A 26193-nucleotide genomic window follows, 5' to 3' on the forward strand; every position below is an offset into this window, starting at 1 on the left:
CCTTCGAGCCGACGATCGACTACTGCGTGGTCAAGTTCCCCCGCTGGGCCTTCGAGAAGTTCCCCGAGGCCGACCAGACGCTGACGACCCAGATGAAGTCGGTGGGCGAGGTGATGGCCATCGGCCGGACCTTCAAGGAGGCCCTCCAGAAGGCGATCCGCTCCCTCGAGCAGGACCGCTGGGGGCTCGCCCTCGAGGGCCCCGCCTCCGACCCGGAGGAGATCCGGACCCGGCTCCGGGTTCCCAACGCCGACCGGGTCTTCTACATCGCCGAGGCCTACCGCAAGGGGTTCACGACCGAGGCGATTTACGGTCTCACCCGGATCGACCCCTGGTTCCTCGAGCAGATCCGCGAGATCGTCGAGTTCGAGCCCGTGATCCGGGAGGTCGCGCTCCGCGATCCCCTGGTGCTGCGCAGGGCGAAGCAGATGGGATTTTCCGACCGTCGGATCGCGGAGCTCACGGGACGCACCGAGCTCGAGGTGAGGCAGCTCAGACTCGCGCACGGCATCAGGGCAACCTTCAAGATGGTGGACACCTGTGCCGCCGAGTTCGTCGCCTACACGCCGTACCTCTACTCCACCTACGAGGAGGAGGACGAGGCGCCGCGGACGGACCGTCCCAAGGTGGTGATCCTGGGGTCGGGCCCCAACCGCATCGGCCAGGGGATCGAGTTTGACTACTGCTGCGTCCACGCGGCCTTCGCGCTCAGGGAGCTCGGGGTGGAGGCCATCATGGTCAACTGCAACCCGGAGACGGTCTCCACCGACTACGACACCTCGGACCGCCTCTACTTCGAGCCTCTGACCCTGGAAGATGTGCTCAATATCGTCGAGAAGGAACAGCCCCTCGGCCTCATCGTCCAGTTCGGAGGCCAGACGCCGCTGAAGCTCGCCGTCCCGCTCCAGCGGGCCGGCGTCCCCATCCTCGGCACCTCACCCGACGCCATCGACCGGGCCGAAGATCGGGAGCGCTTCAGCGCGCTCCTGACCCGCTTCGGCCTCGCCCAGGCGCCGTGCGGGATCGCCCACTCCTTCGACGAGGCGTCACGGGTCGCCGCAGCCATCGGCTATCCCGTCCTCGTGCGCCCGTCCTACGTCCTGGGAGGACGGGCGATGGAGATCGTCTGGGACGAGACGGATCTCTCCCGCTACATGTCAGAGGCTGTCCGGGTCTCCCCCGAGCACCCGATCCTGGTGGACAAGTTCCTGGAGGATTCTCTCGAGGTGGACGTGGACGCGATCGCCGACGGCGAGCGCGTCGTGATCGGCGGGATCATGGAGCACATCGAGAAGGCCGGGATCCACTCCGGCGACTCGGCGTGCGCGCTCCCGCCCTACACCCTGGGCGACGACCAGATCGAGCGCCTCAAGGCCCAGGCCCGGGCGCTGGCCGAAGAGCTGGCCGTCGTCGGGCTGATCAACGTCCAGTTCGCGGTGAAGAACGAGACCATTTACGTCCTGGAGGTGAACCCGCGCGCCTCCCGGACCATCCCCTTCGTCTCGAAGGCCATCGGCGCGCCGCTGGCGAAGCTCGCGACCAAGGTCATGCTGGGGCGGCGGCTCGCGGCCCTCGGCTTCGGCGAGGAGCGCGAGGTCGCCCACATCGCCGTCAAGGAGTCTGTCTTCCCGTTCGTCAAGTTTCCCGGCGTTGACGTCGTCCTGGGACCCGAGATGAAGTCGACCGGCGAGGTCATGGGGATCGACCGGGATTTCAGAAAGGCCTACGTCAAGTCCCAGCTCGCCGCCGGCTCGCCGCTCCCCACGGCGGGGAAGGTCTTCGTCTCGGTGAAGAACCGGGACAAGCGCGCGGCCGTGCCGCTCGCCAAGCGCCTCGCCGAGATGGGCTTCTCGCTCGTCGCCACTCAGGGAACGGCCAAGGTGCTGGCGCGGCACGGGATGACCGTGGACGTGATCCACAAGGTCGCCGACGGCTGGCGCCCCAACATCGTGGACCTGATGAAGCGCGGCGAGATCGCGCTCCTGTTCAACACGCCCGAGGACGGCCGGGCGCGCAAGGATTCGTACCTCATCCGGCGGACCGCGGTCATGCAGAGCATCCCCTACTACACGACCGTGGACGGCGCCCAGGCTGCCGTCGCAGGGATCGAGGCCCTCCTCAAGGGCGAGCTGGCCGTCCAGTCCCTCCAGGAGTACCACGCGGGTGGATGACCTCAGGAACCGGCTCATCGTCGCCCTCGACGTCGAGAGCCTGGCCCAGGCCGAACGCCTCCTCGACCGGCTCCAGGGCGTCACCTCCTTCTTCAAGGTCGGGGCCCAGCTCTTCACCGCCGCGGGCCCGGCCGCCGTGGAATTGATCCAGAAGCGCGGCGGGAGGGTCTTCCTCGACCTCAAGTACCACGACATCCCCAACACGGTGACCGGCGCCGTCAAAGAAGCAACCCGGCTCGGCGTCGCCATGCTGACCCTTCACGCGTCGGGCGGCTCAGCGATGCTCGCCGCGGCGGCCAGGGCCGCGGAGACGGCCGCCCGCGAGTTCAACGTCGCGAAGCCCCTCTGCCTGGCTGTCACCGTTCTCACCAGTCTCGACCGGGCCACGCTCCAGCGCGAACTGAACGTCCCCCTCTCGGTGGAGGGCCATGTCCTCCACCTGGCTCAGCTCGCGAAGACCGCGGGCGCCGATGGCAGCGTTGCGGCCCCCCAGGAGATCCGGGCTCTCAGGCGCGCGCTCGGGCAGGACTGGGTCCTCGTCGCCCCCGGCGTGAGGCCGGCGGGGAGCGAGGCCGGCGACCAGGCCCGCGTCGCCACCCCCGAGGCGGCGCTCAAGGCCGGCGCCCACTACCTGGTCGTCGGGCGCCCGATCACCGGCGCCCCTGACCCAGCCAGAGCCGCCCTCACCATCCTGGAGGAGATGGCACGCGCATGAGACAGTCGAGTCGAGCGCGGGCTTCGCCCGCGCAATCAGCTCGGGCCTCGCGCGGCGGGTGGCCTGCCTCACGGCATGGCCGAACCCGCCACGCTCGAACTACAGGGGGGAGGTTCGGAAGGGGCGTGTACCCGCGCCACACCCGCGCGAGAGCGCGGGGGGTCGGCGAGGGTGCGCCCCCCTCCGAGATATGACGGAGGAAGAGGTCCTCGCCCTCTACGAGCAAACCGGCGGGCTCCTCAGAGGCCATTTCCTCCTGACCTCGGGATCCCACTCGGACGTGTACCTCCAATCCGCGAAGGTACTCGAACACCCCGGACACGCTCAGGCGCTCTGCCGCGAGCTGGCCAGGCCCTTCGCCGGCGACCGCGTCGAACTCGTCGTCGGTCCCGCCCTCGGGGGAATCCTGGTCGCCCACGAGGTGGCGCGCGCCCTGGGAGCGCGCGCGCTGTTCACGGAGCGCGAGGGCGTCGCGATGCGCCTCCGCCGGGGCTTCGAGATCCGACCCGGCGAGCGCTGCCTGGTCGTGGAGGACGTCATCACCACCGGGGGCTCGACGCGTGAGGTCATCGCTGTCGTCGAAGCGGCCGGCGGCCTCCTCATCGGGGTGGGCTCGCTCATCGACAGGAGCGGGGGCACGACGACGTTCCCCGTGAAGAAGGCGGCTCTCGCGACGCTGACCATCCCGACGTACAAGCCGGAGGACTGCCCCCTCTGCAAAAGCGGAACCCCCGCGATCAAGCCCGGCAGCCGGACGTAACGGCCTTCGCCCACTCGAGCGAGCGCGAGTTCGCCCGGCTCCTCACTTTTTACGGCGTGGCCTGGGAGTACGAGCCCACGACCTTCCCGCTCGAGTGGGACGACATGGGGCGGGTCACCGAGGCCTTCACCCCTGACTTCTATCTCCCCGAGCACGACCTCTTCATCGAGCTGACGACGAAGGAGCAGCGCCTGATGACGGCGAAGCATCGGAAGATCAGGAAGCTCCAGGCCCTCCACCCCGATGTGCGGATCCGCCTCCTCTCACGCAAGGACTGTCTCGCGCTGGCACGGAAGTTCGGCTGGCGCGCGGCGTCCAGCGACACCACCGGACGGTAGCGCGTGTACGAGGACCTGGAAGCGATCCTGCTGTCCGAGGAGGCGATCCAGGCCGAGGTCCAGCGTCTGGGGCGGGAAATCTCCAAGGACTATGCCGACCGGACGCTGCACTTGATCGCGGTTCTCAAGGGCTCGGTGGTCTTCTTGGCCGACCTCCTGCGCACGCTGACTGTCCCGGTGACGGTGGACTTCATCTCCATCTCGTCCTATGGCCCGACATCGTCGGGCGTCGTGCGCATCCGGAAGGACCTGGACGATTCGATCGAGGGGCGGGACGTCGTCGTGGTCGAGGGGATCATCGACACGGGCCTGACCCTCTCCTACCTGCTCCGGAACTTTCGAACGCGCAACCCGGCCTCGCTCAAGGTCTGCGCCTTCATCAACAAGCGCGCCCAGCGCATCATCGACCTCCACGTGGACTACGTCGGGCGCGAGATTCCCGACAAGTTCGTCGTGGGCTACGGCCTCGACCACGCGCAGCGGTACCGCAACCTGCCCGTCATCGGCGTGCTGAAGCCGGCAGTGCTGGACCACATGTCACGCTAGCTACCGCTCTACTACCCGGAACCAAATCTTCAACGGTTTCTTGGCATGCTCGTCTATCTCGTCTATCTCAAACTCGATCGTAGTCTCGTTCAAGAGTCTGCCGCGAATGTTGCCTGTGGGTGAGAAGTCCAAGACCGAACGAATTGGATTGACAGGATTAATGACGGCTATAACCGATTTTCCCCCCTTCGGGGCTTCTATCGATCCGCGTTGCACGCTTTTGGGCTCACTGTGCAGGAGTTTCTCCTTGATCATCTCCATGAAACGGCGGGCCCATGCAGGAGGTTGGACTGTAGAGCGACGATAGTAGGCGTGCGTGACCAACCAAGTAATTAGGCCACCTACTACAACACTTATTACAGCGAGGATCACTGCGTCCAAATTACGCGGTAAACCTCGCCCCGCGGTCCGATGAGCCGGATGTCGACCACGCCCCGCTCGTCGTCAATTACGTAGACAACCCGCCAATCTCCGACTCGGAGGCGCCAAAGACCTTGCACGCCCTTCAAGGGCTGAGCGCCCGGAGGACGCGGGTTGTCAGCAAGCCGGTCGATACGACGGCGGATGTTGGAGCGAATAGGTTCTGGAATACGCTGGAGCCGACGCCCTGCGCTGTCGCGGACGACGACGGTGTAGGCCACCGTCTCACCGCGTTATAGCCGTTGCCGGACGATCTCCCAAGGAATCGCTGGCTCCTTCTCCGTCCGACGAGCCGCTGCGACGTCGGCACGTTCTTCGCACAGAAAGTCCACGCAGGCTTGAACCGTCACATAGAGCCGCCGGCCGGCGCGTGCACCACTAATCTGCCGGCTGGTAGCACGGAGAAACCCGGAGCGGATCGCACGGGCAACTTGCTCCGGCGATCGTCCGAGCACTGCAGCCGCTTCGTCGAGATCTAGAAGCCCGCGCGGTCCGAGCACACGCTCGGTGGTTCGCCCACTTGGCAGCTCACGCTCGATCGTGAGCGCGGCGCTCGGTGGGTTTTCCCACCAGATGCGAATCCGTGATCGGGCACGTCCCATCACCCTTGAATTTACCACGATTAGGGGTGCGACGACGGACTGAGATCGAGTCGCATAAGGCGGGATCGCGAAGTTACCGTCCGAGCCAGACCGCTACTCGTAGAAGTTGCGGGGCCAGGCGTGGGCCCTGAGGGCGGCGAGCTCCTCGGGCCTCAGCGGGATGCCATCGGACGCGGCGCAGTTCTCGTCGACGTGCTCGGGCCTGCGCATCCCGGGGATCACGGTGGAGACCTCGGCATGGCTCAGGCAGAACTTGAGCGACGCCTGAGCGAGGCTTTTGATCTCGTCGCGGACGAGGAAGGCGAGCTGTACGACGCGCCGGCAGGTCTCGCCGAGCCGCTCGCCCCGGAAATACCGGCTGCGGAAATCCCCGGATGGAAACCGCGTATCGGGTCTGAGCGCCCCCGTGAGGCTCCCCTCGTCGAACGGGACGCGCGCGATCAGGCCGACACCGTGAGCCCGGCACAACGGAAGCAGCTCGTCGCGCGGTGACTGGTCGAAGATGTTGAAGATGACCTGAACCGTGTCGATCAGCCCGGAGGCGACGGCGCGGAGTGCAGTGTCGGGGCGGTGATCGATCACCGACAGCCCGAAGGCCCGGACCTTCCTCTGCGCCTTCAGCCGGCTGACCGCTTCCTGCCACTCCCCTTCGACGAGCCACTCGTCGCGCCAGGTGTGGAGCTGCTGGAGCTCGAGGCAGTCGAGTCCGAGGTTCTTCAGGCTCTGCTCCGTCGAGCTGACGATATAGTCAGCGGGAAAGGCCACGCGGACCGGTGTTCCCGGCGCCGGCGGCCAGCCGCCAGCCTTCGGCGGGATCTTGGTGGCGACTCGGATTGGGCCTCCGAACTCCCTGATCGCCCGCCCCACCAGTCTCTCGCTGTGGCCGTCGCCGTATGCCAGCGCTGTATCCACGAAGTTGACACCGAGGTCAAAGGCGCGCCGTAACGCCCTGAGCGAGAGGGCGTCGTCAGCCCCGCCCCAGTATCGTCCCCCGATCCCCCAGGCGCCGAAGCCCACCTCGGAGACCTCGAACCCGGTTCTGCCGAGCTTCCGATAGCGCATGCCCGGGCGGGCGCTTACCCTTCGTAGACCTCGCGCCGGGCGAGGCCCCGCTGAAGCGCGAGGTATCCCTCCCGCGTGAGGCGTGGCTTCGCGTTCGCGACAACCTCGCGGGCGCCGGCGGCGCCGTCCCAGAGCAGGTCCACGACCATCGAGGCGAGGGCCTTGGCCGGCGCGACATAGGCGAGCGGCTTGTCGACGATCGCGTAGTCCGGCCCGTGGCCGGTGCCGCGGGCACCCCCCATGTAGGGATGGAGCACCGGCATGACGTGGCTCAGATCGCCCATGTCGGTCGAGCCCGTGCGGTGGGCGACCTCGCGGTAGTGCCCCTCGCCGAGGAGGGCGACGGCGTTGGCCTCGAAGTAGCGGGCCAGCGTCGGATCGCAGTGGAGCGGCAGGTAGCCGGGTAGGGTCTCGATCTCCACCCTGGCGCCCAGCGCGAGCGCGCCGGCGCGGAGGGCCCGGTCCACCTTCGCGTTCGCATCGAGCATCGCCTCCAGCGTCCTGCCGCGGACATAGGTTTCGATCCGAACCTCGCCAGGAATCACGTTCACCTGGGAGCCGCCGTGGGTGAGGATCGGATGGACCCGGATCGTGTCCTCGTCGCGGAAGGTCTCGCGGAGGGCGTTGATCGCGGCCAGGCCGATCTGCGCCGCGTAGAGGGCGTTCACGCCGCGCCACGGCGCGCTGCCCGCGTGAGCCGCGCGCCCGACGTAGCGGACCACCTTGCTGAGGCGCCCGTTGTTCGACGACGGGAGGCTGGCCTTGCCATCCTCCTCCCGGGGCGTCGTGTGGATCATCATCGCGAGATCCACGTCGTCGAACTGGCCGAGACGCAGCAGCTCGGACTTGCCGCCCAGGAACTCGATCTTCCCGGCGCGCGCCTGGGCGAGGCGCCACTCGAAGTCGCCGCCCTCCTCAGCCGGCACCGCGAAAAACGCGACCCGCCCCGCCAGGTGCTCCATCGCCTTCGCGTCAACGAGCGCCATCGCAGCACCGAGCAGCCCCGCGATCTGGGCATTGTGGCCGCACGCGTGAACGGCTCCGGTGTCCGGATCGGCGTCGGGGTGCCCGGCAACCCTGAGAGCGTCGAGCTCGCCGAGCAGCGCGAACGTCGGGCCGGCGCCGGCGAGACCCTGAAGCTCAGCGCGGACTCCGGTGAGGGCCAGGCTGGTCCTCGGCGCCAGCCCGAGCCCCTGGAACGTCTCCGCCACGAGCGCGGCGGTCCTGACCTCCTTGAAACCGAGCTCGGGGTGGCGCCGGACCCGCTCACCGATCGCGACGATGTGATCAGCCCGCCGGTCGATCGCCTCGTGGAGGCGGCGCTTCAGCTCGTCCTTGGTCACGAGCTGGCCCTCTGAGCGCGAAGGCGTCGTTCGGAACGGCTCACCTGAAGTCGAGGGCGCGGTAGTTCCTGGGGTCGAACTCGCCGATCACGGCCAGCTCGTCGGGCGTCGGCGGCGGCGTCTCGGGGCAATCACGGGGGATCGCGAGGGGGAAGCCGGTGTTCTCCGTCACGTCCCTGGCGGCGACACCGGGGTGGAGGCTCTCCACCCCCAGGCGGCCCTCCACGCGCCGGAGCACGCAGAGCGGGGTCACGACGCGGTCCACGTTGCCCGTGGCGGTGACGAAGTCGAGCTTCTCGACGAAGGTACGGCGGTCGTGCTTGGTGCGCCAGAGGATCACGCGCCGGGCCGTCGGCAGGACCACCGCCGCGCCGCCCCCTCCCGGGAGCCGTACCGTCGGTCGGCTCAGGTCGCCGATCACGCTCGAGTTGGTGCGCCCCGCCGGGTCGATCTGGACGGCGCCCATGAACATCACGTCCACCCCGCCCCGCATCACGAGCTGGTAGAACTCCACCTGGTCCACGATGCCGGCACTGCCCGCGAGGAGTGACGGGTCGGTCGAGGAAAACGGGAGTGTCTCCGGGCGCGCGTCGATCCCGCCGCCGATGTTGAGGTAGACGAGGTTCGGCGCGTAGAGGCGGCGGGCCACCTCGATCGCGAGCATCGGCAGGATGGACCCGACGCCGTTGAAGACCAGCTCGCCGTCCCGCAGGAGCCTGGCCATCGCCACGCCCATCATCTCGGGAGGACCGAACTCCATCGGGAAGCGCGTCACCCCCTCACCCTACCCTCGCCCCGTCGGGGGGAGAGGGTGACTCGACAGAGCGGTGGGCGAGGTCGGTGCTGTCCAGGTAGGCCCGAAGCGTCTCCGGGCGGTCGGCAGCCGCCAGATACGCGTGGACCCCGTCCGCGTCGATCCCGTAGTAGGGATGGCAGCTCGTCGGGCGCGCACCCTCAGGCGCGTGCACGACCGCCTCCACCAGGAAGTGAGGGATCCGCGTCAGCTCGGGAAGCTTCGTCAGCTCCTCGGTCGCCACGATGCGCTCGGCCGTCAGGATCACGCGCGCCGCGGCGCGCGACATCACCAGGTCCCAGTACGGTGAGCCGTAGATCCGCGCGTTGCCGAGGGCGTCGGCCTCCTGGACGTGGATGACCGCCCAGTCGGGCCTGATGGCGGGAATGGCGTACAGCTCGACGCCCGTGTAGGGATCCTTGACGGTGCGAAAGCCCGCCGCCGCCGGGATGTCGCTCCCGGTGAGACCGGCGATGGGCTCGAAGGGGATGCCGTTGGATGCGGCCCGCATCCCCGCGTAGATGACGGGTCAGCTGTTCTCCGTGTGGTGGACCTGCCCGGTCTCGACGGCGCGGCGGAAGCTCTTCGCCATGCCGAAGTTGGCCTCGAAGGTCACGATGCCGGCGTTGGAGCGCGACAGACACCCCGCCGCGCAGAGGAGGTCGAGGTCGTAGGCCGGGGAGGGTTTGACCAGCTCGAGATCGCGCCGCCCCTGGCGCGCCAGCTCGCGCACGAAGGCCGCCGGCGTCCGGTGGAGGAGCGTGCCACCGAGGGTGATCGAGGCGCCGTCGGCGATGAGGCGCGCGGCGGCGGCGAGCGGGATCAGCTTGGACCGGGCCACCGCGCCGGCCGCCTCACTCGAGGAGCCCGATTTCCCGATAGCGCGGCTCGACGCGGGGGGACATGAGCCCCAGCCGCTGGAGGCGCGGGATCAGGACCTCGGTGAAGAGGAACCGGTTGAACACCTTCAGCGTCTGCGAGTGCCTGATCGTGTCCAGCCAGATCGCCTCGCCGTCCCAGCCCATCTCGTTCCAGACGTTCCGGATGGAGCGGAAGCCGGTGTGCTCGTCCCGGCCGTACATGGCATCGCACGCCTTGAGGGCAAAGTCTTCCAGGTAGTCGCGCCTGGTCGGCTCCATGAGGGGGATCGAGCGCTTAAGGGCGAAGTAGCCGAAGCTCACGTGGCGCCCCTCGTCCTGGAGCACATAGTCAAGGAGGGCCGCCAGCGTGGGATCGCCGGTCTGCCGCCGCATGACGTTGAAGGCGGCGATGGCGAGCCCCTCGATGAGCATCTGCATCCCGAGGAGCTTCAGCTCCCAGAGCTCCGAGGCCAGGATCTCGTCGATGAGCCCCTTGAGCAGCGGGTCCACCGGGTAGATCTTGTGGAGCTTTTTCACGTACCGCTCGAAGACCTCCACGTGCCGGCCCTCGTCCACCACCTGGGTCGAGGCGTAGAGCTTGCAGTCCAGCTCGGGGACCGGGTTCACGAGCTGGCTCGCCACGAGAAGCGCCCCCTGCTCGCCGTGGAGAAACTGGGAGAGGCGCCAGGACGAAACCTTGATCTCCACCTCCTTCTGCTCCTCCTCCGTGAGACGGGAGAAGAAGTTGGTCCCCTGGAACGCCATCCCCACGTTCAGAACCGGCCCCTCCCGGCCGATCGGCCGGCTCCAGTCGATGGCGGTGGAGCCGTTCCACTGGTTCTTCTTGGCGGTCTCGTAGAGCGACTCGAGCTCCGCGTGGGTGGGCTCGTAGTCGAAGTCCCAGAGTGTGTCGAGCTGGTAGGAGATGCGGCGGGCCGCAGCCGTCTGGGCGGTTGTCATCGCTGCCCTCGGGTGAACATTCGTTCAGTCCGGGCCATTCTAGGGCGTCCCCCGGAAGCCGTCAAGCGCGTCGGATCACTCTCCAGACCTTCTCCGGGGTGAGGGGCATGTCGACGTGGGTGATCCCGTAGGGAGCGAGGGCGTCCACGACCGCGTTGACGATGGCGGGCGGCACGGCGATACAGCCGCCTTCCCCCACCCCCTTGGCGCCCAGCGGGTTCCACGGCGACGGCGTCACGGTCTTGTCGAGGACGGGCTCCGGCACGTCGCCCGCATGGGGGACCGCGTACTCCATCAGCGTCCCGGTCAGGAGCTGGCCGTCGGCGTCGTAGATCACGTGCTCGAGGAAGGCCTGGCCGAAGCCCTGGGCGAAGGCCCCGTGGATCTGCCCTTCGGTAAGGAGCGGGTTGACGATCGTTCCGGCATCGTCCACCCAGACGAGCTTGTCGAGCGTGATCTTCCCGGTTCCGCGCTCCACCCGCACGACAGCGACGACGGTGCCGAAGCTCCACACCTCCCCCTCGGCCTGGAAGAAGACCGTCGCGTCGAGGCCGGGACTGTCGCCCGGCGCCAGGGCCTGGCCCTTGTAGGCGGCATCGGCGACTCGCTTCCAGCTCACCCGGCGGGCGGGCACCCCGACCACCTGGAAGCCGCCCGGGGCCGGCACCACGTCGTCGAGCGCTGCTTCGAGCAGGTTGGCGGCGATCCGCCTTCCCTTCTCCCTCACCTCGATCGCGGCCTTGGCGAGCGCGCCCCCGCCGAGCGAGACGCTCCGGCTCCCGAAGGTCCCGAAGCCCTGAGGCGTCGCCTGCGTATCGCCGTGGCGGACCACCACGTCATCTGGCGTGACGCCCAGGAAGTCAGCGACCACCTGGGCGAAGGTGGTCTCGTGCCCCTGGCCGTGGGGGCTCGAGCCCGTGACCGCGGTGACGGCGCCGGTCCGCTCGACGTGGATGCTCCCGCTCTCCCAGCCGAGGCCGCACGGCTCGACGTAGGTGGAGAGGCCGATCCCCACGAGCTCACCGCGGGCGCGGGCCTCGGCCTGCTGGCGCCTGAGCTCGGGGTGCTTCGCGAGCTCGAGAGCCCGGTCCATCGCGCGCTCGTAGTCTCCCGAGTCGTAGACCTGGCCTGTGGCGGTCTTGAATGGGAATCGGTCCGGCGGGATGAAGTTCTTCCGACGAAACTCCACCGGGTCCATCCCGAGCGCCCGGGCCGCCTGGTCCACGAGGCGCTCGATCAGAAACGCCGCCTCGGGCCGGCCCGCGCCCCGGTAGGCGCCGATCGGTGCCGTCGTCGTGAACGCGGCCGTCGCCTGAATCTCGCACGCCGGGATCACATACGCCCCGGGGAGCAGCCGCGCGTGGTTGAAGGGAGGGACGGCGGCGCTGTTGACGAGCGACGTGCCGAGCGGATAGACGACTCTTCCCCTGAGCCCAGCGATCTTGCCGTCCTTCGTCACGGCCAGCTCGCCCTCGCCGATGCCGCCGCGGCTGTGGTTGGTGGTCAGGAGATCCTCGGTCCGCGTGGCGACCCACTTGACCGGCCGGGAGAGGCGCACCGCCAGGTAGGCGACCAGCACATCCTCGCGGTAAGGGGCCGTCTTGACGCCGAAGCCGCCGCCCACCTCGGGAGCGATCGCGCGGACTTTGCCTTCGGAAAGACCGAGAATCGCCGCGATCTCGGCGCGCATTCTGAACGGGGCCTGGGTGGAGGTCCAGATCGTCAGTTCCTCGGTGACGGGGTCGAAGGAGGCGAGGATCCCCCGGGGTTCCATCGCCACGCTCGCGATCCGGTTCTGGACGACACGCAGCTTCACGACGCGATCCGCCGACGCGAACGCGGCTTCGGGATCTCCATGGCGCCAGACGTGGGCGAAGGACCGGTTGGTCCCGAGCTCGGGAAAGAGCACCGGGGCACCGGGCGCTACGGCCGCTTCCGGGTCCACGACCGGCTGAAGCGGCTCGTAGTCGACCTCGATCAGATCAGCGGCATCGCGCGCCAGGTACGGGCTCTCGGCGGCCACCGCGGCGACCGGCACGCCCAGGGCGTGGACGACGCCCTCGGCGAGGATCGGATGGGGCGGCACCTTCATGTCGCGGAAGATCCGGTTCACCGGCATCGGGCCCAGGTCGCGGACCTCGCCGCCGGTGACGACGGCCACCACCCCGGGCGCCTTGCGCGCCGCCTCCACGTCGAGCCGCCGCACCCGCGCATGGGCGTAGGGGCAGCGGAGGAAGGCCACGTGGACGAGGCCGGGAAGCCGGAAGTCGTCCACGAAGCGCCCCGCGCCCGTCACGAGCCGGCGGTCCTCCACCCGCTTCATCGGGCGGCCGATGTACCGGGAATCAACGGAGTCAGCCATGGTCGGTCTCTCCCTCGTGCATCACGCGCGGTATCCTAGCATAAAAATCGGAGGGGGCCTCGACGGCCCCCCCCGAGGCCTCCCCCACGAATGGCAGTTCGAGCCGAGGGGCTGCCGACGAGCCGCAGGCGAGGAGAGCCACGAGGCGAGGCCCGAGTCGGTTGCGCGGGCAAAGCCCGCGCTCGAACGGTAGTCTCCCGACACGCTCCCAGCATACCGGCGCGGGCCGATTCTCCGGCGCGACGCGTCGTCAGAGCGTGAACGCGCCCGGGATGTGGCGGATCGCGGCGACGCTCGCGTCCCGGTCGAGCGTGACCGCGACCACATCGAAGCGGCAGCGCGCCTCTCCGAGCCCTTTCGCCTTCAGGTAGCCCTGGGCGAGGCGCCCGAGCCGTCCCTGCTTGCGCGGCGTGACCGCAGCCTCCGGGGGATCGCCCTGACCGGCCCGCCGCGCCTTCACCTCGACGAACACGACCGTGCCCCTGTCACGGGCCACCAGGTCGATCTCCCCCAGGCGCGAGCGCACGTTCTGTTCGAGAATGACGAAGCCCCGCTGCTTGAGGAAGCGGGCGGCCTCGGCCTCGCCCCGCCGGCCCACCACACGCCGCCAGTCCACGGACGCAGTCCTCATGACCCGGGGAAGAGCTCGCCCTGAAGCGAGACGCCGTGGAACGAGCGCCGATGCAGAGCGCAGGGCCCGTATTGGGCGAGCGCCGCCTGGTGCGCCGCCGTCGCGTAGCCCTTGTGGCGGGCGAAGCCGTAGTCCGGGAACTCGCGGTCGTAGTCGATCATCAGGCGGTCGCGGGTGACCTTGGCCACGATGGAGGCGGCGGCGATCGAGGCCGACCGGCGGTCGCCCTTGATCACGCTCTTCTGCGCGCACGGGAGCGCGACGAGCCGCACAGCGTCGATCAGGACGAGATCGGGCGCCACAGCGAGGTTGGTGATCGCCTCCAGCATCGCCCGCCGGGTGGCCTCCAGGATATTGATCCTGTCGATGGTCGCCGGATCGACGCTGCCGATCCCCACCGCGAGGGAGAAATCGAGGATCTGGGGAAAGAGCCCCGCGCGTTGCGATGGGGTGAGGAGCTTCGAATCCTGGAGGCCCCGGATCGGACGCGCCGGATCGAGGATCACCGCCCCGGCCACCACGGGTCCGGCGAGGGGACCGCGCCCCGCCTCGTCCACTCCCGCGACATGGCGGAGACCGCCGCGCCAGGCTTCGCGCTCGAAGCGGTAGCCGGCCTCCCGGCGGGCGGGGTACCCACGCGAACGCGTGGGTCGCCCGGGTGCGCCGACGGCGTGGCGCCCCATCCCTCGAGGTTACTCGCCGGGCGTGGCGACCTGGGTCCGCCGCTCCTTCAGGCGGGCGGCCTTGCCCGCAAGCTCGCGGAGGTAGTAGAGCTTGGAGCGACGCACCTGGCTCCGCCGGACCACCTGGACCTTCTCGATGCGGGGCGAGTGGAGCGGGAATGTCCGCTCGACCCCCACGCCGTACGAGACCCGCCGCACCGTGAACGACGCGCTGGTGCCCTCGCCGCGCTTCCGGATCACGACGCCCTCGAACGCCTGGGTGCGCTCCTTCTCCCCCTCGACGACCTTCACGTTCACCTTGACGGTGTCGCCGGGGGCGAAGTTCCCCCGGTCCTTCTTGAGCTGGCTCGCTTCGACGACACGAATCGCGCTCATGACGGCTGGCTCCTTAGACATCCTCGGAGGGGGGCTCCGCCCCCCTTCCGAACCTCCCCCCTTATTGCGCGGGCCAAGCCCGCGCTCGAACCGGATTCTTCAGCATGCGCTTGGGATCGGTCTCGGCTCGGGTAACATCCTACGCCATCCTACACGTGATCCTCAGGGCGCGCACCCTGCTTGAAGGCTTCGAGCAGCTTCTCCTCCTCAGGGGTCAGGTCTGCGGTCTCCAGGAGATCGGGCCGCCGCTGGAACGTGCGCCAGAGCGCCATCACCCGTCGCCAGCGGGCGATCCGCGGGTGATCCCCCGAGAGGAGGATGTCGGGAACCCGCAGGCCGCGGAACTCCTCCGAGCGCGTGTACTGCGGATGCTCGAGGCGGCCCCCCGTGAACGAGTCTTGATCCGGCGCGGCCTCGTTCCCCAGGACGCCGGGCAGGAGGCGGACCACGGCGTCGGCGACCACCAGCGCGGGGAGCTCGCCGCCGGTGAGGACGTAGTCGCCGATCGAGATCTCATCGTCCACCAGGTGCGCCCTCACCCGCTCGTCAACGCCCTCGTAGCGACCGCACACGAGGATCAGGTGCGACTCCTGGGCGAGCTGCCGCGCCACGGCCTGCGTGAAGCGCCGGCCCTGAGGGTCGAGCAGGATGACTCGCGATCCGGACCCGCGCAGCGCCTCAACGCAGGCGAAGAGGGGCTCGGGCTTCAGCACCATGCCGCCGCCCCCGCCGAAGGCGTAGTCATCCGTCACGCGGTGCCGGCCGGCGGCGTAGTCGCGCAGGTTCACCACGCGGATCTCGACCAGCCCCCGCGCCCGGGCCCTGCCGAGGATCGACTCCTCGAGCGGGCCGGCCAGCATGCCGGGGAAGAGCGTCACGACGTCGATCTTCACAGGTCGAGCAGTCCTTCGGGCGGGCGGATGACGATGGTGCGGCTCGCCGGGTCGACCCGCACGACGATGTCGGCCACCGCAGGGATCAGGTGCTCGCGTCCCCCGGCTCCCACCACCCAAAGGTCCTGGGCCGGCCCCGGATCGGCGCGGAGGAACGTTCCCACCTCACCTCCCTCTTCGGTCACCACGCGGCAACCCTCGAGGTCGGCGATGTTGAACCGGATCGACCGGGGTTCGGGGACGGCCCGATCGCTCACTCGAGGATCTCGAGGACCGCGCGCTTCCTCAGCTTCGTGGCGGCCGCGTTCAGCAGGGTCCGGATGGACCGGGCCGTCCGCCCCTGCTTGCCGATGACCTTCCCAATGTCGCCCGGGGCCACCCGCAGCTCGATCACCGTGACCCGCTCCCCCTCGATCTCCGTCACCTGCACCTTATCCGGCTCGTCCACAAGAGCTTTGGCGATGAACTCCACCAGCTCCTTCATGCCGACCACCCCCACTGCTCAGGGCGTGCGCTCGCGTCAGTTCTTCGTCACTCCTACCCGGGCCAAGAGCAGGCGGACCGTGTTCGAGGGGAGCGCGCCCTTTCTGAGCCACGCGGCGGCCTTCTCCTTGTTGATGTCGACCCGCGGCGGGTCGGTCAGGGGGTTGTAGGAGCCGATGATCTCGATGAACCGGCCGTCCCGCGGAGCCCGCGAGTCTGCCACCACGACCCGGTAGGCGGGTTTCTTCGTCGTCCCGGTCCGTCTCAGGCGAATGCGAACCGCCACTCCTCCACTCCTTTCTCGCTCAGCGTGAGAGAAACGGCAGCGCGCCCCTGAGCTTGCCGGCGCGCCCCTCCATCTGCTTGAGCCCTTTCACGAGCTTCTTGAGCTGGGCGTACTGTTTGAGCAACCGGTTCACGTCCTGCACCGTGGTGCCGCTCCCCCGCGCGATCCGGGTCCGGCGGCTGCCGCTGATGATCTGGGGCGCCGCCCGCTCGGCGGGGGTCATCGAGCCGATGATCGCTTCGTACCTCCGGAGCTCGTTCTCCTCGCCCCGGAGGTCTGCCGGGAGCGCCTTGGCGCCCTTAAAGAAGGGGACCATCTCCATGAGCTCTCCCAGAGGCCCCATGGAGCGGAGCTGACGGAGCTGCTCGGCGAAGTCCTCGAGGGTGAAGCTCTCCTCCCTGATCTTCTTCGCCAGCTCTTCGGCTTTCGTGGCGTCCACGCTGGCCTGGGCCTTCTCCACGAGGGAGACGACGTCGCCCATCCCGAGGATCCGGGAGGCCATGCGGTCCGGGTGGAAGGCTTCCAGGGCGTCCAGCTTCTCGCCAACCCCGACGAAGGCGACCGGGAGCCCCGTCACCGCCCGGATCGAGAGCGCAGCGCCCCCACGCGCGTCGCCGTCCAGCTTGGTCATGATCAGCGCGTCGATCCCGACGCCGCTGTGAAACCGCTCGGCCATGGTCACCGCGTCCTGCCCGGTCATGGCGTCGACCACCAGCACGACCTGATGGGGCTGGAGCTCGCGCTTGAGCTGGCGAAGCTCCTCCAGCATCGGCTCGTCGATGTGGAGTCGGCCGGCCGTGTCCAGGATCAGGGGCGAGAGCCCCCGCTCCGCCGCCTCCCCTCGCGCCCCCCGGGCGATCCCGAGCGCGGTCTGCCCCGCGGCCCCGCTGACGGGGATTCCGAGCTGCGCCCCGAGGGCCCGGAGCTGCGCGATCGCCGCCGGCCGGTGGACATCCGCTGCCGCCAGCATCGGGTGGAGCCCCTGGCGCTGGAAGTGGCGCGCCAGCTTCGCCGCCGTCGTCGTCTTCCCCGATCCCTGGAGGCCCGTGAGCATGATCACCGTCGGCGCGTGGGGCGCCATGGCGAGGCGGTGGCTGTGCTCCCCGAGGAGGGTGACCAGCTCGTCGTAGACGATCTTGACGACCTGCTGCCCGGGGGCGACGGCTTTCAGGATCTCCTGGCCGAGAGCCTTGGCGCGGACCCGCTCGACGAACGACTTGACGACCTTGAAGTTGACGTCGGCCTCGAGGAGGGCCACCCGCACCTCGCGGAGGGCCTCGCCGATGTTCTCCTCGGTCAGCCGGCCGTAGCCGCGGAGCTTGTCGAAGATGGCCTGAAGCCGAGCGCTCAACCCGTCGAACATGGTTTTGTCCGCTGTGTATTACCAGGAAACCTCAAGTTTACGGGACCGATCCAAAAAGGTCAAGCGCGCGTCGCCGCTTCCGCGGCGCGGCGCAGCCGCCGCAGCGCCTCGCCCGGGTCGGGAGCTCCGAAGATCGCCGAGCCGGCGACGAGCACCGAGGCGCCGTGGGCGACGAGGGGACCGGCGTGCTCCACGGTCACGCCGCCATCCACCGAAATCTCGACCGGCCGGCTACCGAGAAGGGCCCTGACCGCCTCCACCTTGCGGTACGCGGCGGGGATGAACGTCTGACCCCCGAAGCCGGGGTTGACCGACATGACCAGGACGAGGTTCAGGTCGTCAAGAACGTACTCGAGGGCCGAGAGCGGCGTGGATGGATTCAGGGCGGCCCCGGCCTTCGCGCCCAGGTCCTTGATCTGAGCCAGGGTCCTGTGGAGGTGCGGGCACGCTTCCACATGCACCGTCAAGTAGTCGGCCCCGGCCGCCGCGAAGGTCGGGAGGTAGCGCTCGGGGGCCTCGATCATGAGGTGGACGTCCAGGGGAAGCCGGGTGCGCTTGCGGATCGCCTCCACCACCGGCGGGCCGATCGTCAGGTTCGGGACGAAGTGGCCGTCCATGACGTCCACGTGGAGGAGGTCGGCTCCGGCCGCCTCGACGCGGGCGATGTCGTCCGCGAGGGCGGCGAAGTCCGCGGACAGGATCGAGGGCGCAATCCTGACCATCGCGCGCGAGGGGGCTATGGCCGGGGCGGGAGCGCCGCGACGAAGCTCCCGCTGATGAGCGTCTCGCCCTTCTGGTTGACCGCGAGCAACTCCCCCTCGATCCGCTTCTCGCCCGCCTCCTCGAACTTGCGCGTCACGCGGCCGCTACAGATCACGTGGTCACCCGGCCAGGCGCGCGTCGCGAAGCGGACGTTGAAGCGGCGGACATTGGGGCGGCCGACGAACTTCGTGACGACCCGGCTCAGGATCCCCGCGTTGAGCATCCCCATCGCGAACACCGTCGGGTTGCCCGAGGCCTCTGCAAAGGTCTGGTCGTGGTGGATCGGGTTGAAGTCGCCCGAGGCCCCGGCGTAGCGCACGAAGTCGGTCCGCGTGAGCCCCTCGACCCGCACCTCCGGGAGGGCCTCTCCCTCCTCCACCTGTTCCCAGTAGCGCTTGATCGCCGGCATGCCGCCCTCCCTCAGTCCCTGACCACCTGGCCCGTCTCGATGCCGACCTGTCGCGCCCGCGCCACCACCTCGCCCCGCTGGTTGGTGAACTCGGTCTCGGTCACGACGAAGGTCATCGTCCCGCCGCGCTTCCCGGTCTTCTCGTAGATGTCGGCGATCCGGGTGACCGCTGTCAGGACATCGCCGACGAAGATCGGTTTCAGGAACTCGAACTCCTGCTCGCCGTGGAGCGCCCGCTTGAGATCCATCGGCGGCCGCGGGCGGCCCCGGCCGTCGTCCCAGAGGGCCACGGTCTGGAGGAACGTGAGCGGCGGCATGATCCCGCCCGCCTCCCGCCGCGCGTGCTCTTCGTCGAAGTAGAGCGGGTCGTCGTCCTTGATCGCCCTGGCGAACTCGCGAACCTTGCCCCGCTCGACGTGCATCCGCACGGGCTCGCCGGTCCTGCCGATGTAACTCCGGTCCACAGGCATGAAAGACTCTCCGTGTTCCCCGGACTCAACCGGCCGGCTTGAAGCGCGGGATGCTGAGGCCCGGCACGGCTTCCTCGAAGGTGACCTGGACGGGCATGCCGATCGCGACGCGCGAGGGGTCGCAGCCGACGATGTTGGTCAGCACCTGCACGCCTTCCTCCAGCTCCACCCACGCCAGCACGTACGGGACCTCGTCCTTGAACCCGCGCGCTTGGGTCCGGTGGGTGACCGTGAACGTATAGACGGTGCCCCGGCCGGAGCCCGGTTGCCATTCCAGATCATCGTTCCAGCAGCTCCCGCAGACGCCGCGCGGGTAGTGCTGGCGGGCCCCGCAGGCGCGGCAGCGCTGGACGAGGAACTGGTGGCGAGAGCAGCCCTCCCAGAACGGGCGCGATTCCGTTGTGATGTCAGGAAGCGACTTCGTGTACCCCGCCACGGTCACCCCCTACGCGCGCCCGAGGACCAGCGTAACCCCGGAATGGCGCGTGCCGAGGGCGCCGCCCGTCCCGTGCGCGAGGGCGAGCCCGCACTCCCTCACCTGGCGCTCCCCGCACTCGCCGCGGAGCTGCCGCACCGCCTCGATGACCAGGAAGATCCCGCGCATGCCAGGGTGGTTGCTCGAAAGCCCGCCGCCGTCGGTGTTGATCGGGAGCTCGCCGCCGAGCTGGAGCCGTCCGTTCTCGACGAAGCGCCCGCCTTCTCCCTTCTTGCAGAACCCAAGATCCTCGAGCGTCATGAGGACGGTGATCGTGAACGAGTCGTAGATCATCGCCATGTCGATATCGGCGTGGGTCAGACCGGCCTCCCCAAGCGCGCGCGGCCCCGTCTGGGCGGCCGCCGAGACCAGGTAATCGCGCCGACCCGCGGCCGTGTGGGCCACCGCCTCGGCGCTCCCGAGGACCCGCACGGAAGGCTTGCGGAGGTCGCGGCCCAGGTCGGGGTGGACGACCACCACGGCGCCGCCGCCGTCGGTGATGACGCAGCAGTCGAGGAGGTGGAGCGGGGCTGAGATCATCGGTGAGGCGAGGACATCCTCCACGGTGATCGGGTCCCGGTAGAGCGCGACCGGGTTCAGGCCGGCGTGGCGGCGGCAGGCGACGGCGATCTCGGCGAGCTGGGCGCCGGTCGTCCCGTACTCGTGCATGTGCCGCCGGGCGACCAGCGCGTAGAGGCCGACGGTGGAGGTGCCGTAGATCCCCTCGAACTGGTCCACGTAGTCGCCGGCGATCCGCTCCCGGGTCCCGACGGCGATCCCCTGGGAGCGCGCCGTGCTGCCGTACGTGATCAGCGCGACCCGGCAGCGCCCGCGGGCGATCGCGGCGGACGCGTGGTTCACGTGCGCCACGAAGGATGCCCCGCCGATCGTCGTGCCGTCCAGGTAGCGCGGGTTCAGGTTCAGGTAGTCGAGGATCGGGAGCGGCCCCGTGCCGCCCGAGCCCGCCGCGGTGAAGTAGCCGTCCACGTCCCGAAGCGTGAGCCCGGCGTCAGCGAGTGCGGCGCGCGCCGAGAGCGCCTGGATCTCGAGCGCGCTCTTCGAGGTCTTCCGCTCGGGAAACTCGTACACCCCGGCGATCAGCGCAGACGGCGTCATGCCGGCGAGCCCTCCCGGCCGGCCGCTTCCTTTCCGCTCCCGCCGGCGCTCGGCGGCCAGGGGATCCCGAGCTCGTCGAAGCGCCGCAGCCGGTCCTGGCCGAGGGCCTGGTCGTAGATGTCCGCCAGCGCCTCGGGCGTCCACCCCTCTACGCGCGTGACCGCGCGGATCGGGGCAGGGTGGGACAAGAGGCTCACGCGATTGCCCCGCACGTGGAGGACCTGACCGGTGACGTGGGCGGCGCGATCGCTCGCGAGGAACACGACGACGGGAGCGACGGCCTCGGGCGGCGCGGCTTCCTCCCGCTGGCGCTCGGCGGGGAGGCGCTCGGTCATCCGCGTCTGGGCCGACGGCGCAACGCAGTTCACCGTCACGCCGTACTTGGCCATGGCCAGGGCCGTGGAGCGCGTGAGCCCGACGATCCCCTCCTTCGCCGCCGAGTAGTTCGGCTGCCCCGGACTGCCCTCGAGCCCGGCCGTGGAGGTGAAGGTGATGATGCGCCCGTAGCGCTTCTCGCGCATGTGGCGCGTCGCGGCGCGCATGACCGTGAAGTGGCCCTTCAGGTGGACCGCGATCACGGCATCCCACTCCTCCTCGCTCATGTTGAAGATCATCCGCTCGCGGAGGATCCCGGCGCAGCAGACGAGGATGTGGAGGTCGCCGAAGTGGCTGAGCGCCGCGTCCACAATGGCCTGGCCTCCGGCCATCGTCGCCACGCTCTCGGCGTTGGCGACGGCGCGCCCGCCGAGGGCCTCGATCTCCTTCGCGACCGCCTGAGCCGCCGCGCTCGACGGCTCGCGCCCGTCCACGGTCACGCCGTAGTCGTTCACCACCACCGCGGCGCCGCCGCGCGCCAGCCCGACGGCCACGGCCCGGCCGATCCCGCTGCCCGCGCCCGTCACCACTCCCACTTTGCCGTCCAGGAGCCTCATGGGTTCCCCTCAGCCGTTTCGCCGCGACATTTTAGCACGACCGCCACTGTGGAAACCTCCCGCGAGGCGCTCGCTCCCGACCCGGCCTCGTTGGCGATAGACTGATCAGTAGGCCTGGCAGCCGAGCGCGTGGGCTCGGCCGGGGCGGCCCGACCGAGGCGGGCCTTTGGTAGAGCTCGACGTCGCGCATCGCTCCGACCCTCCTCCGTTGGGATGGATCGGAGCATAGCTCGGGAGGCGTCTCAACCCACCCGATTTCCTCAAGAGCCAAGATTCGAAAGGCCCGGAGCTCTGCGAGGCCCGGGCCTTTTCTTTCGCCGTTTGCTTGGCCATGCCAAAAGTGGTACATTTCTTCATACCATTCGTAAGGTCGATTGGAGGAACACATGGCGCCGAAAGTAAAGGTGACCCTCAGTCTTGATGGGGATCTCGTGCAGACTTTGGACAAAATAAGCCGGCAGAGCAAGAGACCTCGGAGCCAGGTTGTCCAGGAAGCATTGCGCCTGTGGAGGCGGAAAGAGCTCCAGGAGAAGTTGGCGGAAGGATATCGAGCCATGGCAGAGGAGGATCGGGAAGCAGCCGAGCGTGGTATTGCTGCGTTCAGAGAGATCCTCAAATGAAGGGGACTCCACGCAGAGGCGAGGTGTGGCTCGTCAACTTTAATCCCGGGCGCGGGAGCGAGCAAAAAGGTGTCAGACCGGCACTCGTGATCCAAAACGATACCGGAAACATCTACGCCGGCACGACGATTGTTGCGGCGGTCACGACGACGATTAAGGAATTCCCTGTTACCGTGGTTATGCCTTCTGGCGAAGGCGGGCTGAGACAGAGGTCCATGGTCAATTTGGCCCAGATTCTGACGGTCGATAAGGCTCGACTCCAGAAACGCCTTGTAACCCTCAGCGAGTCGACCATGCGACAGGTCGATGAGGCTATCCGAGTCAGCCTGGATGTATGAGGAGTAGGCGCCTGGCGGCGGAGATGGTGCCGTGGCGGTGGGGGAGGCGCGCGCACCGAATGTATCCCTTGTCTCCGCTCCGAGATTCGATTCTCCAGAGGATAGTCTCCCAACATTCATAGCCATAGGATTTTTACATCTTTTCCCACCTGCCTGAATTCTTTATCCCCCGTCACCAACTCGGCTTTGCGTACTTTGGCTAAGGCCGCGGCGAAGCAGTCGGCGTAGGACATCTTTCTGGTTGCCTTCAACTCAGCCGCCTGCTTCGTCAGATCCAAATCGGCGGAAATGATCTGAATTGGCAGGGTGGAGATCAGACGTGCTACGTGATCCGCCCGTTCGCGCCCCGCTTCTCTCAAGGTGATGTAAAAAACCTCTCCCCAGTTCACGACGGAGAGGAGAAGAAGGCGTCCCGAGTCTCTGGCTGCGCGAAAAATCTCAATCATCTTGTCTTTGCCTGCCTCGCCTTCGAAGTAGGCTATGAGGCTATAGGTGTCCAGAACCCTGAGGGCAGCTCTCACAGCTCTCGCTCCTTCGCCTTCTCTTCCAGCAGGGCTTTCAACAGCTTGCCCTTCGTCCCGGTTATTCCAGCCAGACTCCGGAGATATTCGTCTGTAACGGGTCTGATCACTATTTCGCCATCCCGCTCGTAAAAGTAGACCTGCGTTCCTTTCTTGATGCCAAACTTCCGCCGCAGCTTGGAGGGGATGACTACCTGGCCTTTCACCGTAACGACCGACTTATCCATAAAACCCTCCCATGGGTGGATGATCCAGGTAAGGGGTAACATAAAAAAGAAAGTAAGTCAACAGCGATGATGTATTAACAAAATGTTAAGAGGACCCCGTGGACCTCAAATTGAGCCTGATTGCTCGAAAGCCTTCTGAGATAGGTCAACCCTGCTAGAGGCTTGCGAGGCGTCAACTGTACTGAGCCGGCCTGGCTCGCCATCACGCCGCGGACCGAATGTGCGCGCGGACAACTGCCGGGAGCCTCCGCCACCCGTCGATCTTCCTGAGCCGACTCGGGCCCTTCTCCACGGATAGTGGGCCGGAACCGGTTCGAGTTATCTCTCAGAACCGGCGGAGGCGGAAGGCCGTGAAGCCGTCGGTGCCGTGGCGGTGGGGGAGGCAGCGGACCACCCCCGACAGCTCGGGCTCCGGACGAAAGTCGGGCGGCGGGTCGAGGCGCCACTCGCCGTGCGCCTCCAGGAAGGGGAGAACGACCCCCTCGTTCTCCTCGGGCTCGAGAGAACACGTCGCGTAGACCAGGGTTCCACCCGGCCGGACCAGCGTGGCCGCGGCCTCGAGGATCCGACGCTGATGCGCGGCGAGGCCACCGAGATCGACCTCCGCGGCCCGCCACTTCACGTCCGGGTGGCGACGGATGACGCCGAGGTTCGAGCACGGGGCGTCGACCAGCACCCGATCGCAGAGCTCCCTGAATTTGGGCGCGAGCGCCTCTACGCTGCCGGCGTGGGCTTCGACGCTGCCGATCCCGAGGCGCGACGCGGCCCGAGCCACGAGCCTGAGCCGGGCCGCATGCCGGTCCATGGCGATCACGCGCCCCCGGTCCCCCATGAGCTGTGCCAGGTGGGTGGTCTTGGTCCCGGGGGCTGCGCAGACATCGGCGACCGTTTCCCCGGCACGTGGCGCCAGGAGGTGAGCGATCAGCATCGAGGCCTCGTCCTGGACCGTGAACCATCCCTCCTTGAAGGCGTTGAACTTGAACGCGGGCCCGGGATCTTCCAGGGTGAGGCCGTCGGAAGCGAGCGCCGTCGGTGAAGCCGTGACCTCCTCTTCCCTGGCAAGCCGCTGGGCCAGCGCCTCCCGCGAGCACTTGAGCAGGTTGACGCGCACGGTCACGGTCGGCCGCTCGTCGAGCGCCGTCATCAGCCTGGTCGCCTCGTCGAGGCCGAGCCGGCCGGCCCAGCGCTGCGCGAGCCAGGAGGGGAACGCCAGTCGCACGGCCTCGGCTTCGACCGGATCATCGGGCAGCGGCGGAAGCGCGCCGCCGCTCCGGGTGAGCGAGCGGAGCACCGCGTTGACGAACGGGGCGACCTCGCTGTGGCCGCGGCGCCGCGCCAGCTCCACGGCGTCGTTGACGGCGGCCCACTCGGGAATCTTGTAGAGGAATTGGAGCTGGTAGGCGGTGAGGCGGAGCAGATTTCGGACCCAGGGATCGAGACGCTCGAGCCGCCGCCGCGAGTGCGGAGCCAGGATCCAGTCCAGCCGCCGCTGCCAGCGGAGCGTACCGTAGACCAGCTCGGTCGCGAGCGCCCGATCCCGGACCGGGAGCCTGGCGCGCTCGAGCGCGGCCTCGAGCGCGAGATCGGCGAAGGCGCGATCCTCCTCGACGCGGCAGAGAATCCTCAGCGCCTCCACGCGAGCCGGCGAGACCGGCGGCTTCGCCGGGCTCACGCGGGGACCTCTCCCAAACGCGCGCCTTCCGTGAGTCGCGCACCCCGCAGGAACTCTTCCCAGCCCATCGCGCGACGGTTTTCGGGCTGAACCTCGCCGGGCAGGAGGAGCCCGTCGCCGGTTGCGATGGCAAGCGCTCCGCCGCGGGACCGCACGAGCGCGCCGGCAGGCCCGGCGGCCGGCTCATCAAGGGCGGAGGCGCGCCAGATGAGAAGCCGCCCCGCGGGGCTCGCGCTCGCCGCGCCGGGCCAGGGGTTGCATCCTCGGATCCGGTTCACGAGGGTACCCGCCGGCTCCCGCCAGTCCAGCACGCCGTCCTCCTTTTTGAGGCGCGGGGCGAGGGTCGCAGCCTCGGGGCGCTGCGGAACCGGTGTGAGCCGGTCCAGCTCTGCGAGGGTGCGGAGGAGCAGCTCAGCGCCAAGTCGCGAGAGCCGGCCTGCCATCTCCCCGGCAGTTTCCCCGGACTGGATCGGGACGCGCTCCTGGAGGAGGATCGGGCCCGTGTCCATCCCCTCATCCATGAGGAAGGTCGTGAGCCCGGTCTCGGTCTCGCCGCGGATCAGGGCCCAGGCGATGGGAGCCGCCCCGCGGTAGCGCGGGAGGAGCGACGCATGAAGGTTGATGGAACCCCGCTTCGGGACGTCGAGGACCGCCTTTGGAAGGAGCTGGCCGAAGGCGACCACCACCGCCACCTCCGGGACGAAGACGCGAAGCCGCTCGGGCCACTCCGCATCGCGAAGGCGCTGGGGCTGGAGGACGGGAATGCGGGCCCGCTCAGCCGCGAGCTTCACGGGCGACGGCGTCAGCTTCTGACCACGCCCCGCCGGCCGGTCGGGCTGGGTCACCACGGCCACGACCTCGTGGCGCCGGAGCAGGGCCTCGAGCGCCGGTAGGGCGAATTCCGGCGTTCCGTAGAAAAGTACCTTCACGGCCGGAAGTTCGCTCCTGGTTCAGAGCGCGAAGGCGTGGTGAGGAGCTCCGTCGGGGAGGCCTTCCTTCTTGATC

At 68.6% G+C, this 26193-nt stretch carries 32 protein-coding genes and 1 pseudogene; 7 read left to right on the forward strand and 26 right to left on the reverse strand.

Annotated elements, in window-relative coordinates; translation table 11 throughout:
* The 5 genes from carB to hpt form a co-directional block, all read left to right on the forward strand.
* Window positions 1–2171: carbamoyl-phosphate synthase large subunit (gene carB / locus HY726_18100; GenBank protein ID MBI4610908.1), on the forward strand; the 2171-nt coding region annotated here is incomplete at its 5' end.
* Window positions 2164–2886 carry an orotidine-5'-phosphate decarboxylase gene (gene pyrF, locus HY726_18105; GenBank protein MBI4610909.1) on the forward strand — a complete coding sequence of 241 codons (723 nt, stop codon included), beginning with the start codon at window positions 2164–2166 and terminating at the stop codon, window positions 2884–2886. The genes carB and pyrF, both read left to right, overlap by 8 nt.
* A 190-nt stretch (window positions 2887–3076) precedes the next feature.
* Window positions 3077–3646 carry an orotate phosphoribosyltransferase gene (locus tag HY726_18110; protein MBI4610910.1) on the forward strand — a complete coding sequence of 190 codons (570 nt, stop codon included), beginning with the start codon at window positions 3077–3079 and terminating at the stop codon, window positions 3644–3646.
* 56 nt (window positions 3647–3702) lie between these two features.
* The gene (locus HY726_18115) at window positions 3703–3984 is read left to right on the forward strand and encodes a hypothetical protein (protein ID MBI4610911.1); all 282 of its coding nucleotides are present in this window, start codon (window positions 3703–3705) and stop codon (window positions 3982–3984) included.
* 3 nt (window positions 3985–3987) lie between these two features.
* Window positions 3988–4530 (forward strand): hypoxanthine phosphoribosyltransferase, encoded by a 543-nt coding sequence (hpt, locus tag HY726_18120; GenBank protein ID MBI4610912.1) that lies wholly within the window; start codon window positions 3988–3990, stop codon window positions 4528–4530.
* Here the strand turns inward: hpt and HY726_18125 are convergent, their stop codons facing one another.
* The 22 genes and pseudogenes from HY726_18125 to HY726_18230 form a co-directional block, all read right to left on the reverse strand.
* Entirely contained in the window at window positions 4531–4791 is a 261-nt protein-coding gene (locus tag HY726_18125; GenBank protein MBI4610913.1) for a hypothetical protein, read from the reverse strand.
* 107 nt (window positions 4792–4898) lie between these two features.
* Complete coding sequence (locus HY726_18130) at window positions 4899–5171, reverse strand: type II toxin-antitoxin system RelE/ParE family toxin (GenBank protein MBI4610914.1); 273 nt, start codon at window positions 5169–5171, stop codon at window positions 4899–4901.
* A 474-nt stretch (window positions 5172–5645) separates the two neighbouring features.
* Entirely contained in the window at window positions 5646–6614 is a 969-nt protein-coding gene (locus tag HY726_18135) for an aldo/keto reductase (GenBank protein ID MBI4610915.1), read from the reverse strand.
* Between the two features lie 14 nt (window positions 6615–6628).
* Window positions 6629–7957: an amidohydrolase gene (locus HY726_18140; protein ID MBI4610916.1), complete on the reverse strand. Its 1329-nt coding sequence runs from the start codon at window positions 7955–7957 to the stop codon at window positions 6629–6631.
* Between the two features lie 40 nt (window positions 7958–7997).
* Window positions 7998–8717, reverse strand: a complete 720-nt coding sequence (locus HY726_18145) for a hypothetical protein (GenBank protein MBI4610917.1) — start codon at window positions 8715–8717, stop codon at window positions 7998–8000.
* Window positions 8718–8736: 19 nt separating this feature from the next.
* Window positions 8737–9591, reverse strand: a pseudogene (locus HY726_18150) (CoA transferase subunit A).
* Window positions 9592–9604: 13 nt separating this feature from the next.
* Complete coding sequence (locus HY726_18155; protein ID MBI4610918.1) at window positions 9605–10570, reverse strand: ferritin-like domain-containing protein; 966 nt, start codon at window positions 10568–10570, stop codon at window positions 9605–9607.
* Window positions 10571–10631: 61 nt separating this feature from the next.
* Complete coding sequence (locus tag HY726_18160; protein MBI4610919.1) at window positions 10632–12932, reverse strand: xanthine dehydrogenase family protein molybdopterin-binding subunit; 2301 nt, start codon at window positions 12930–12932, stop codon at window positions 10632–10634.
* 250 nt (window positions 12933–13182) lie between these two features.
* Window positions 13183–13548, reverse strand: coding sequence for a YraN family protein (locus HY726_18165; GenBank protein MBI4610920.1), 366 nt, complete (start codon window positions 13546–13548; stop codon window positions 13183–13185).
* Between the two features lie 11 nt (window positions 13549–13559).
* A complete protein-coding gene (locus tag HY726_18170; protein MBI4610921.1) occupies window positions 13560–14246 on the reverse strand; it encodes a ribonuclease HII in 687 nt (228 codons plus the stop codon).
* A 9-nt stretch (window positions 14247–14255) separates the two neighbouring features.
* Complete coding sequence (gene rplS / locus HY726_18175; GenBank protein ID MBI4610922.1) at window positions 14256–14621, reverse strand: 50S ribosomal protein L19; 366 nt, start codon at window positions 14619–14621, stop codon at window positions 14256–14258.
* Between the two features lie 149 nt (window positions 14622–14770).
* Window positions 14771–15514 carry a tRNA (guanosine(37)-N1)-methyltransferase TrmD gene (trmD, locus tag HY726_18180; GenBank protein ID MBI4610923.1) on the reverse strand — a complete coding sequence of 248 codons (744 nt, stop codon included), beginning with the start codon at window positions 15512–15514 and terminating at the stop codon, window positions 14771–14773.
* Window positions 15511–15771, reverse strand: a complete 261-nt coding sequence (locus HY726_18185; protein ID MBI4610924.1) for a hypothetical protein — start codon at window positions 15769–15771, stop codon at window positions 15511–15513. The genes trmD and HY726_18185 overlap by 4 nt, the downstream gene beginning before the upstream one ends.
* Window positions 15768–15998: a KH domain-containing protein gene (locus tag HY726_18190; GenBank protein MBI4610925.1), complete on the reverse strand. Its 231-nt coding sequence runs from the start codon at window positions 15996–15998 to the stop codon at window positions 15768–15770. Before HY726_18190 ends, HY726_18185 begins: the two co-directional genes overlap by 4 nt.
* A 36-nt stretch (window positions 15999–16034) precedes the next feature.
* Window positions 16035–16283: a 30S ribosomal protein S16 gene (gene rpsP, locus HY726_18195; protein MBI4610926.1), complete on the reverse strand. Its 249-nt coding sequence runs from the start codon at window positions 16281–16283 to the stop codon at window positions 16035–16037.
* Window positions 16284–16302: 19 nt separating this feature from the next.
* Window positions 16303–17646, reverse strand: coding sequence for a signal recognition particle protein (ffh, locus tag HY726_18200; protein ID MBI4610927.1), 1344 nt, complete (start codon window positions 17644–17646; stop codon window positions 16303–16305).
* A 59-nt stretch (window positions 17647–17705) separates the two neighbouring features.
* Window positions 17706–18368, reverse strand: coding sequence for a ribulose-phosphate 3-epimerase (locus HY726_18205; GenBank protein MBI4610928.1), 663 nt, complete (start codon window positions 18366–18368; stop codon window positions 17706–17708).
* 14 nt (window positions 18369–18382) lie between these two features.
* Window positions 18383–18817 carry a dihydroxy-acid dehydratase gene (locus HY726_18210; GenBank protein ID MBI4610929.1) on the reverse strand — a complete coding sequence of 145 codons (435 nt, stop codon included), beginning with the start codon at window positions 18815–18817 and terminating at the stop codon, window positions 18383–18385.
* An 11-nt stretch (window positions 18818–18828) separates the two neighbouring features.
* Window positions 18829–19287, reverse strand: coding sequence for a MaoC family dehydratase N-terminal domain-containing protein (locus tag HY726_18215; protein ID MBI4610930.1), 459 nt, complete (start codon window positions 19285–19287; stop codon window positions 18829–18831).
* A 25-nt stretch (window positions 19288–19312) separates the two neighbouring features.
* Window positions 19313–19723, reverse strand: coding sequence for a Zn-ribbon domain-containing OB-fold protein (locus HY726_18220; protein ID MBI4610931.1), 411 nt, complete (start codon window positions 19721–19723; stop codon window positions 19313–19315).
* Window positions 19724–19732: 9 nt separating this feature from the next.
* A complete protein-coding gene (locus HY726_18225; protein ID MBI4610932.1) occupies window positions 19733–20878 on the reverse strand; it encodes a thiolase domain-containing protein in 1146 nt (381 codons plus the stop codon).
* The gene (locus tag HY726_18230) at window positions 20875–21810 is read right to left on the reverse strand and encodes an SDR family NAD(P)-dependent oxidoreductase (GenBank protein ID MBI4610933.1); all 936 of its coding nucleotides are present in this window, start codon (window positions 21808–21810) and stop codon (window positions 20875–20877) included. The genes HY726_18225 and HY726_18230 overlap by 4 nt, the downstream gene beginning before the upstream one ends.
* Before the next feature lie 386 nt (window positions 21811–22196).
* Between HY726_18230 and HY726_18235 the strand changes: the two genes are divergently transcribed.
* Both HY726_18235 and HY726_18240 read left to right on the forward strand, forming a co-directional pair.
* Window positions 22197–22430, forward strand: a complete 234-nt coding sequence (locus HY726_18235; protein MBI4610934.1) for a ribbon-helix-helix protein, CopG family — start codon at window positions 22197–22199, stop codon at window positions 22428–22430.
* Window positions 22427–22768: a type II toxin-antitoxin system PemK/MazF family toxin gene (locus HY726_18240; GenBank protein ID MBI4610935.1), complete on the forward strand. Its 342-nt coding sequence runs from the start codon at window positions 22427–22429 to the stop codon at window positions 22766–22768. The genes HY726_18235 and HY726_18240 overlap by 4 nt, the downstream gene beginning before the upstream one ends.
* 116 nt (window positions 22769–22884) lie before the next feature.
* Here HY726_18240 and HY726_18245 read toward each other — a convergent pair whose 3' ends face one another.
* From HY726_18245 to HY726_18260, 4 genes are all read right to left on the reverse strand, one after another.
* Window positions 22885–23289, reverse strand: a complete 405-nt coding sequence (locus HY726_18245; protein MBI4610936.1) for a type II toxin-antitoxin system VapC family toxin — start codon at window positions 23287–23289, stop codon at window positions 22885–22887.
* Entirely contained in the window at window positions 23286–23516 is a 231-nt protein-coding gene (locus tag HY726_18250; GenBank protein MBI4610937.1) for an AbrB/MazE/SpoVT family DNA-binding domain-containing protein, read from the reverse strand. The genes HY726_18245 and HY726_18250 overlap by 4 nt, the downstream gene beginning before the upstream one ends.
* 325 nt (window positions 23517–23841) lie before the next feature.
* Complete coding sequence (rsmB, locus tag HY726_18255; protein MBI4610938.1) at window positions 23842–25188, reverse strand: 16S rRNA (cytosine(967)-C(5))-methyltransferase RsmB; 1347 nt, start codon at window positions 25186–25188, stop codon at window positions 23842–23844.
* Window positions 25185–26117, reverse strand: a complete 933-nt coding sequence (locus HY726_18260; protein MBI4610939.1) for a methionyl-tRNA formyltransferase — start codon at window positions 26115–26117, stop codon at window positions 25185–25187. Before HY726_18260 ends, rsmB begins: the two co-directional genes overlap by 4 nt.
* Window positions 26118–26193: the final 76 nt, after the last annotated feature.

The organism is Candidatus Rokuibacteriota bacterium (assembly GCA_016209385.1).
Classification (GTDB): domain Bacteria; phylum Methylomirabilota; class Methylomirabilia; order Rokubacteriales; family CSP1-6; genus JACQWB01.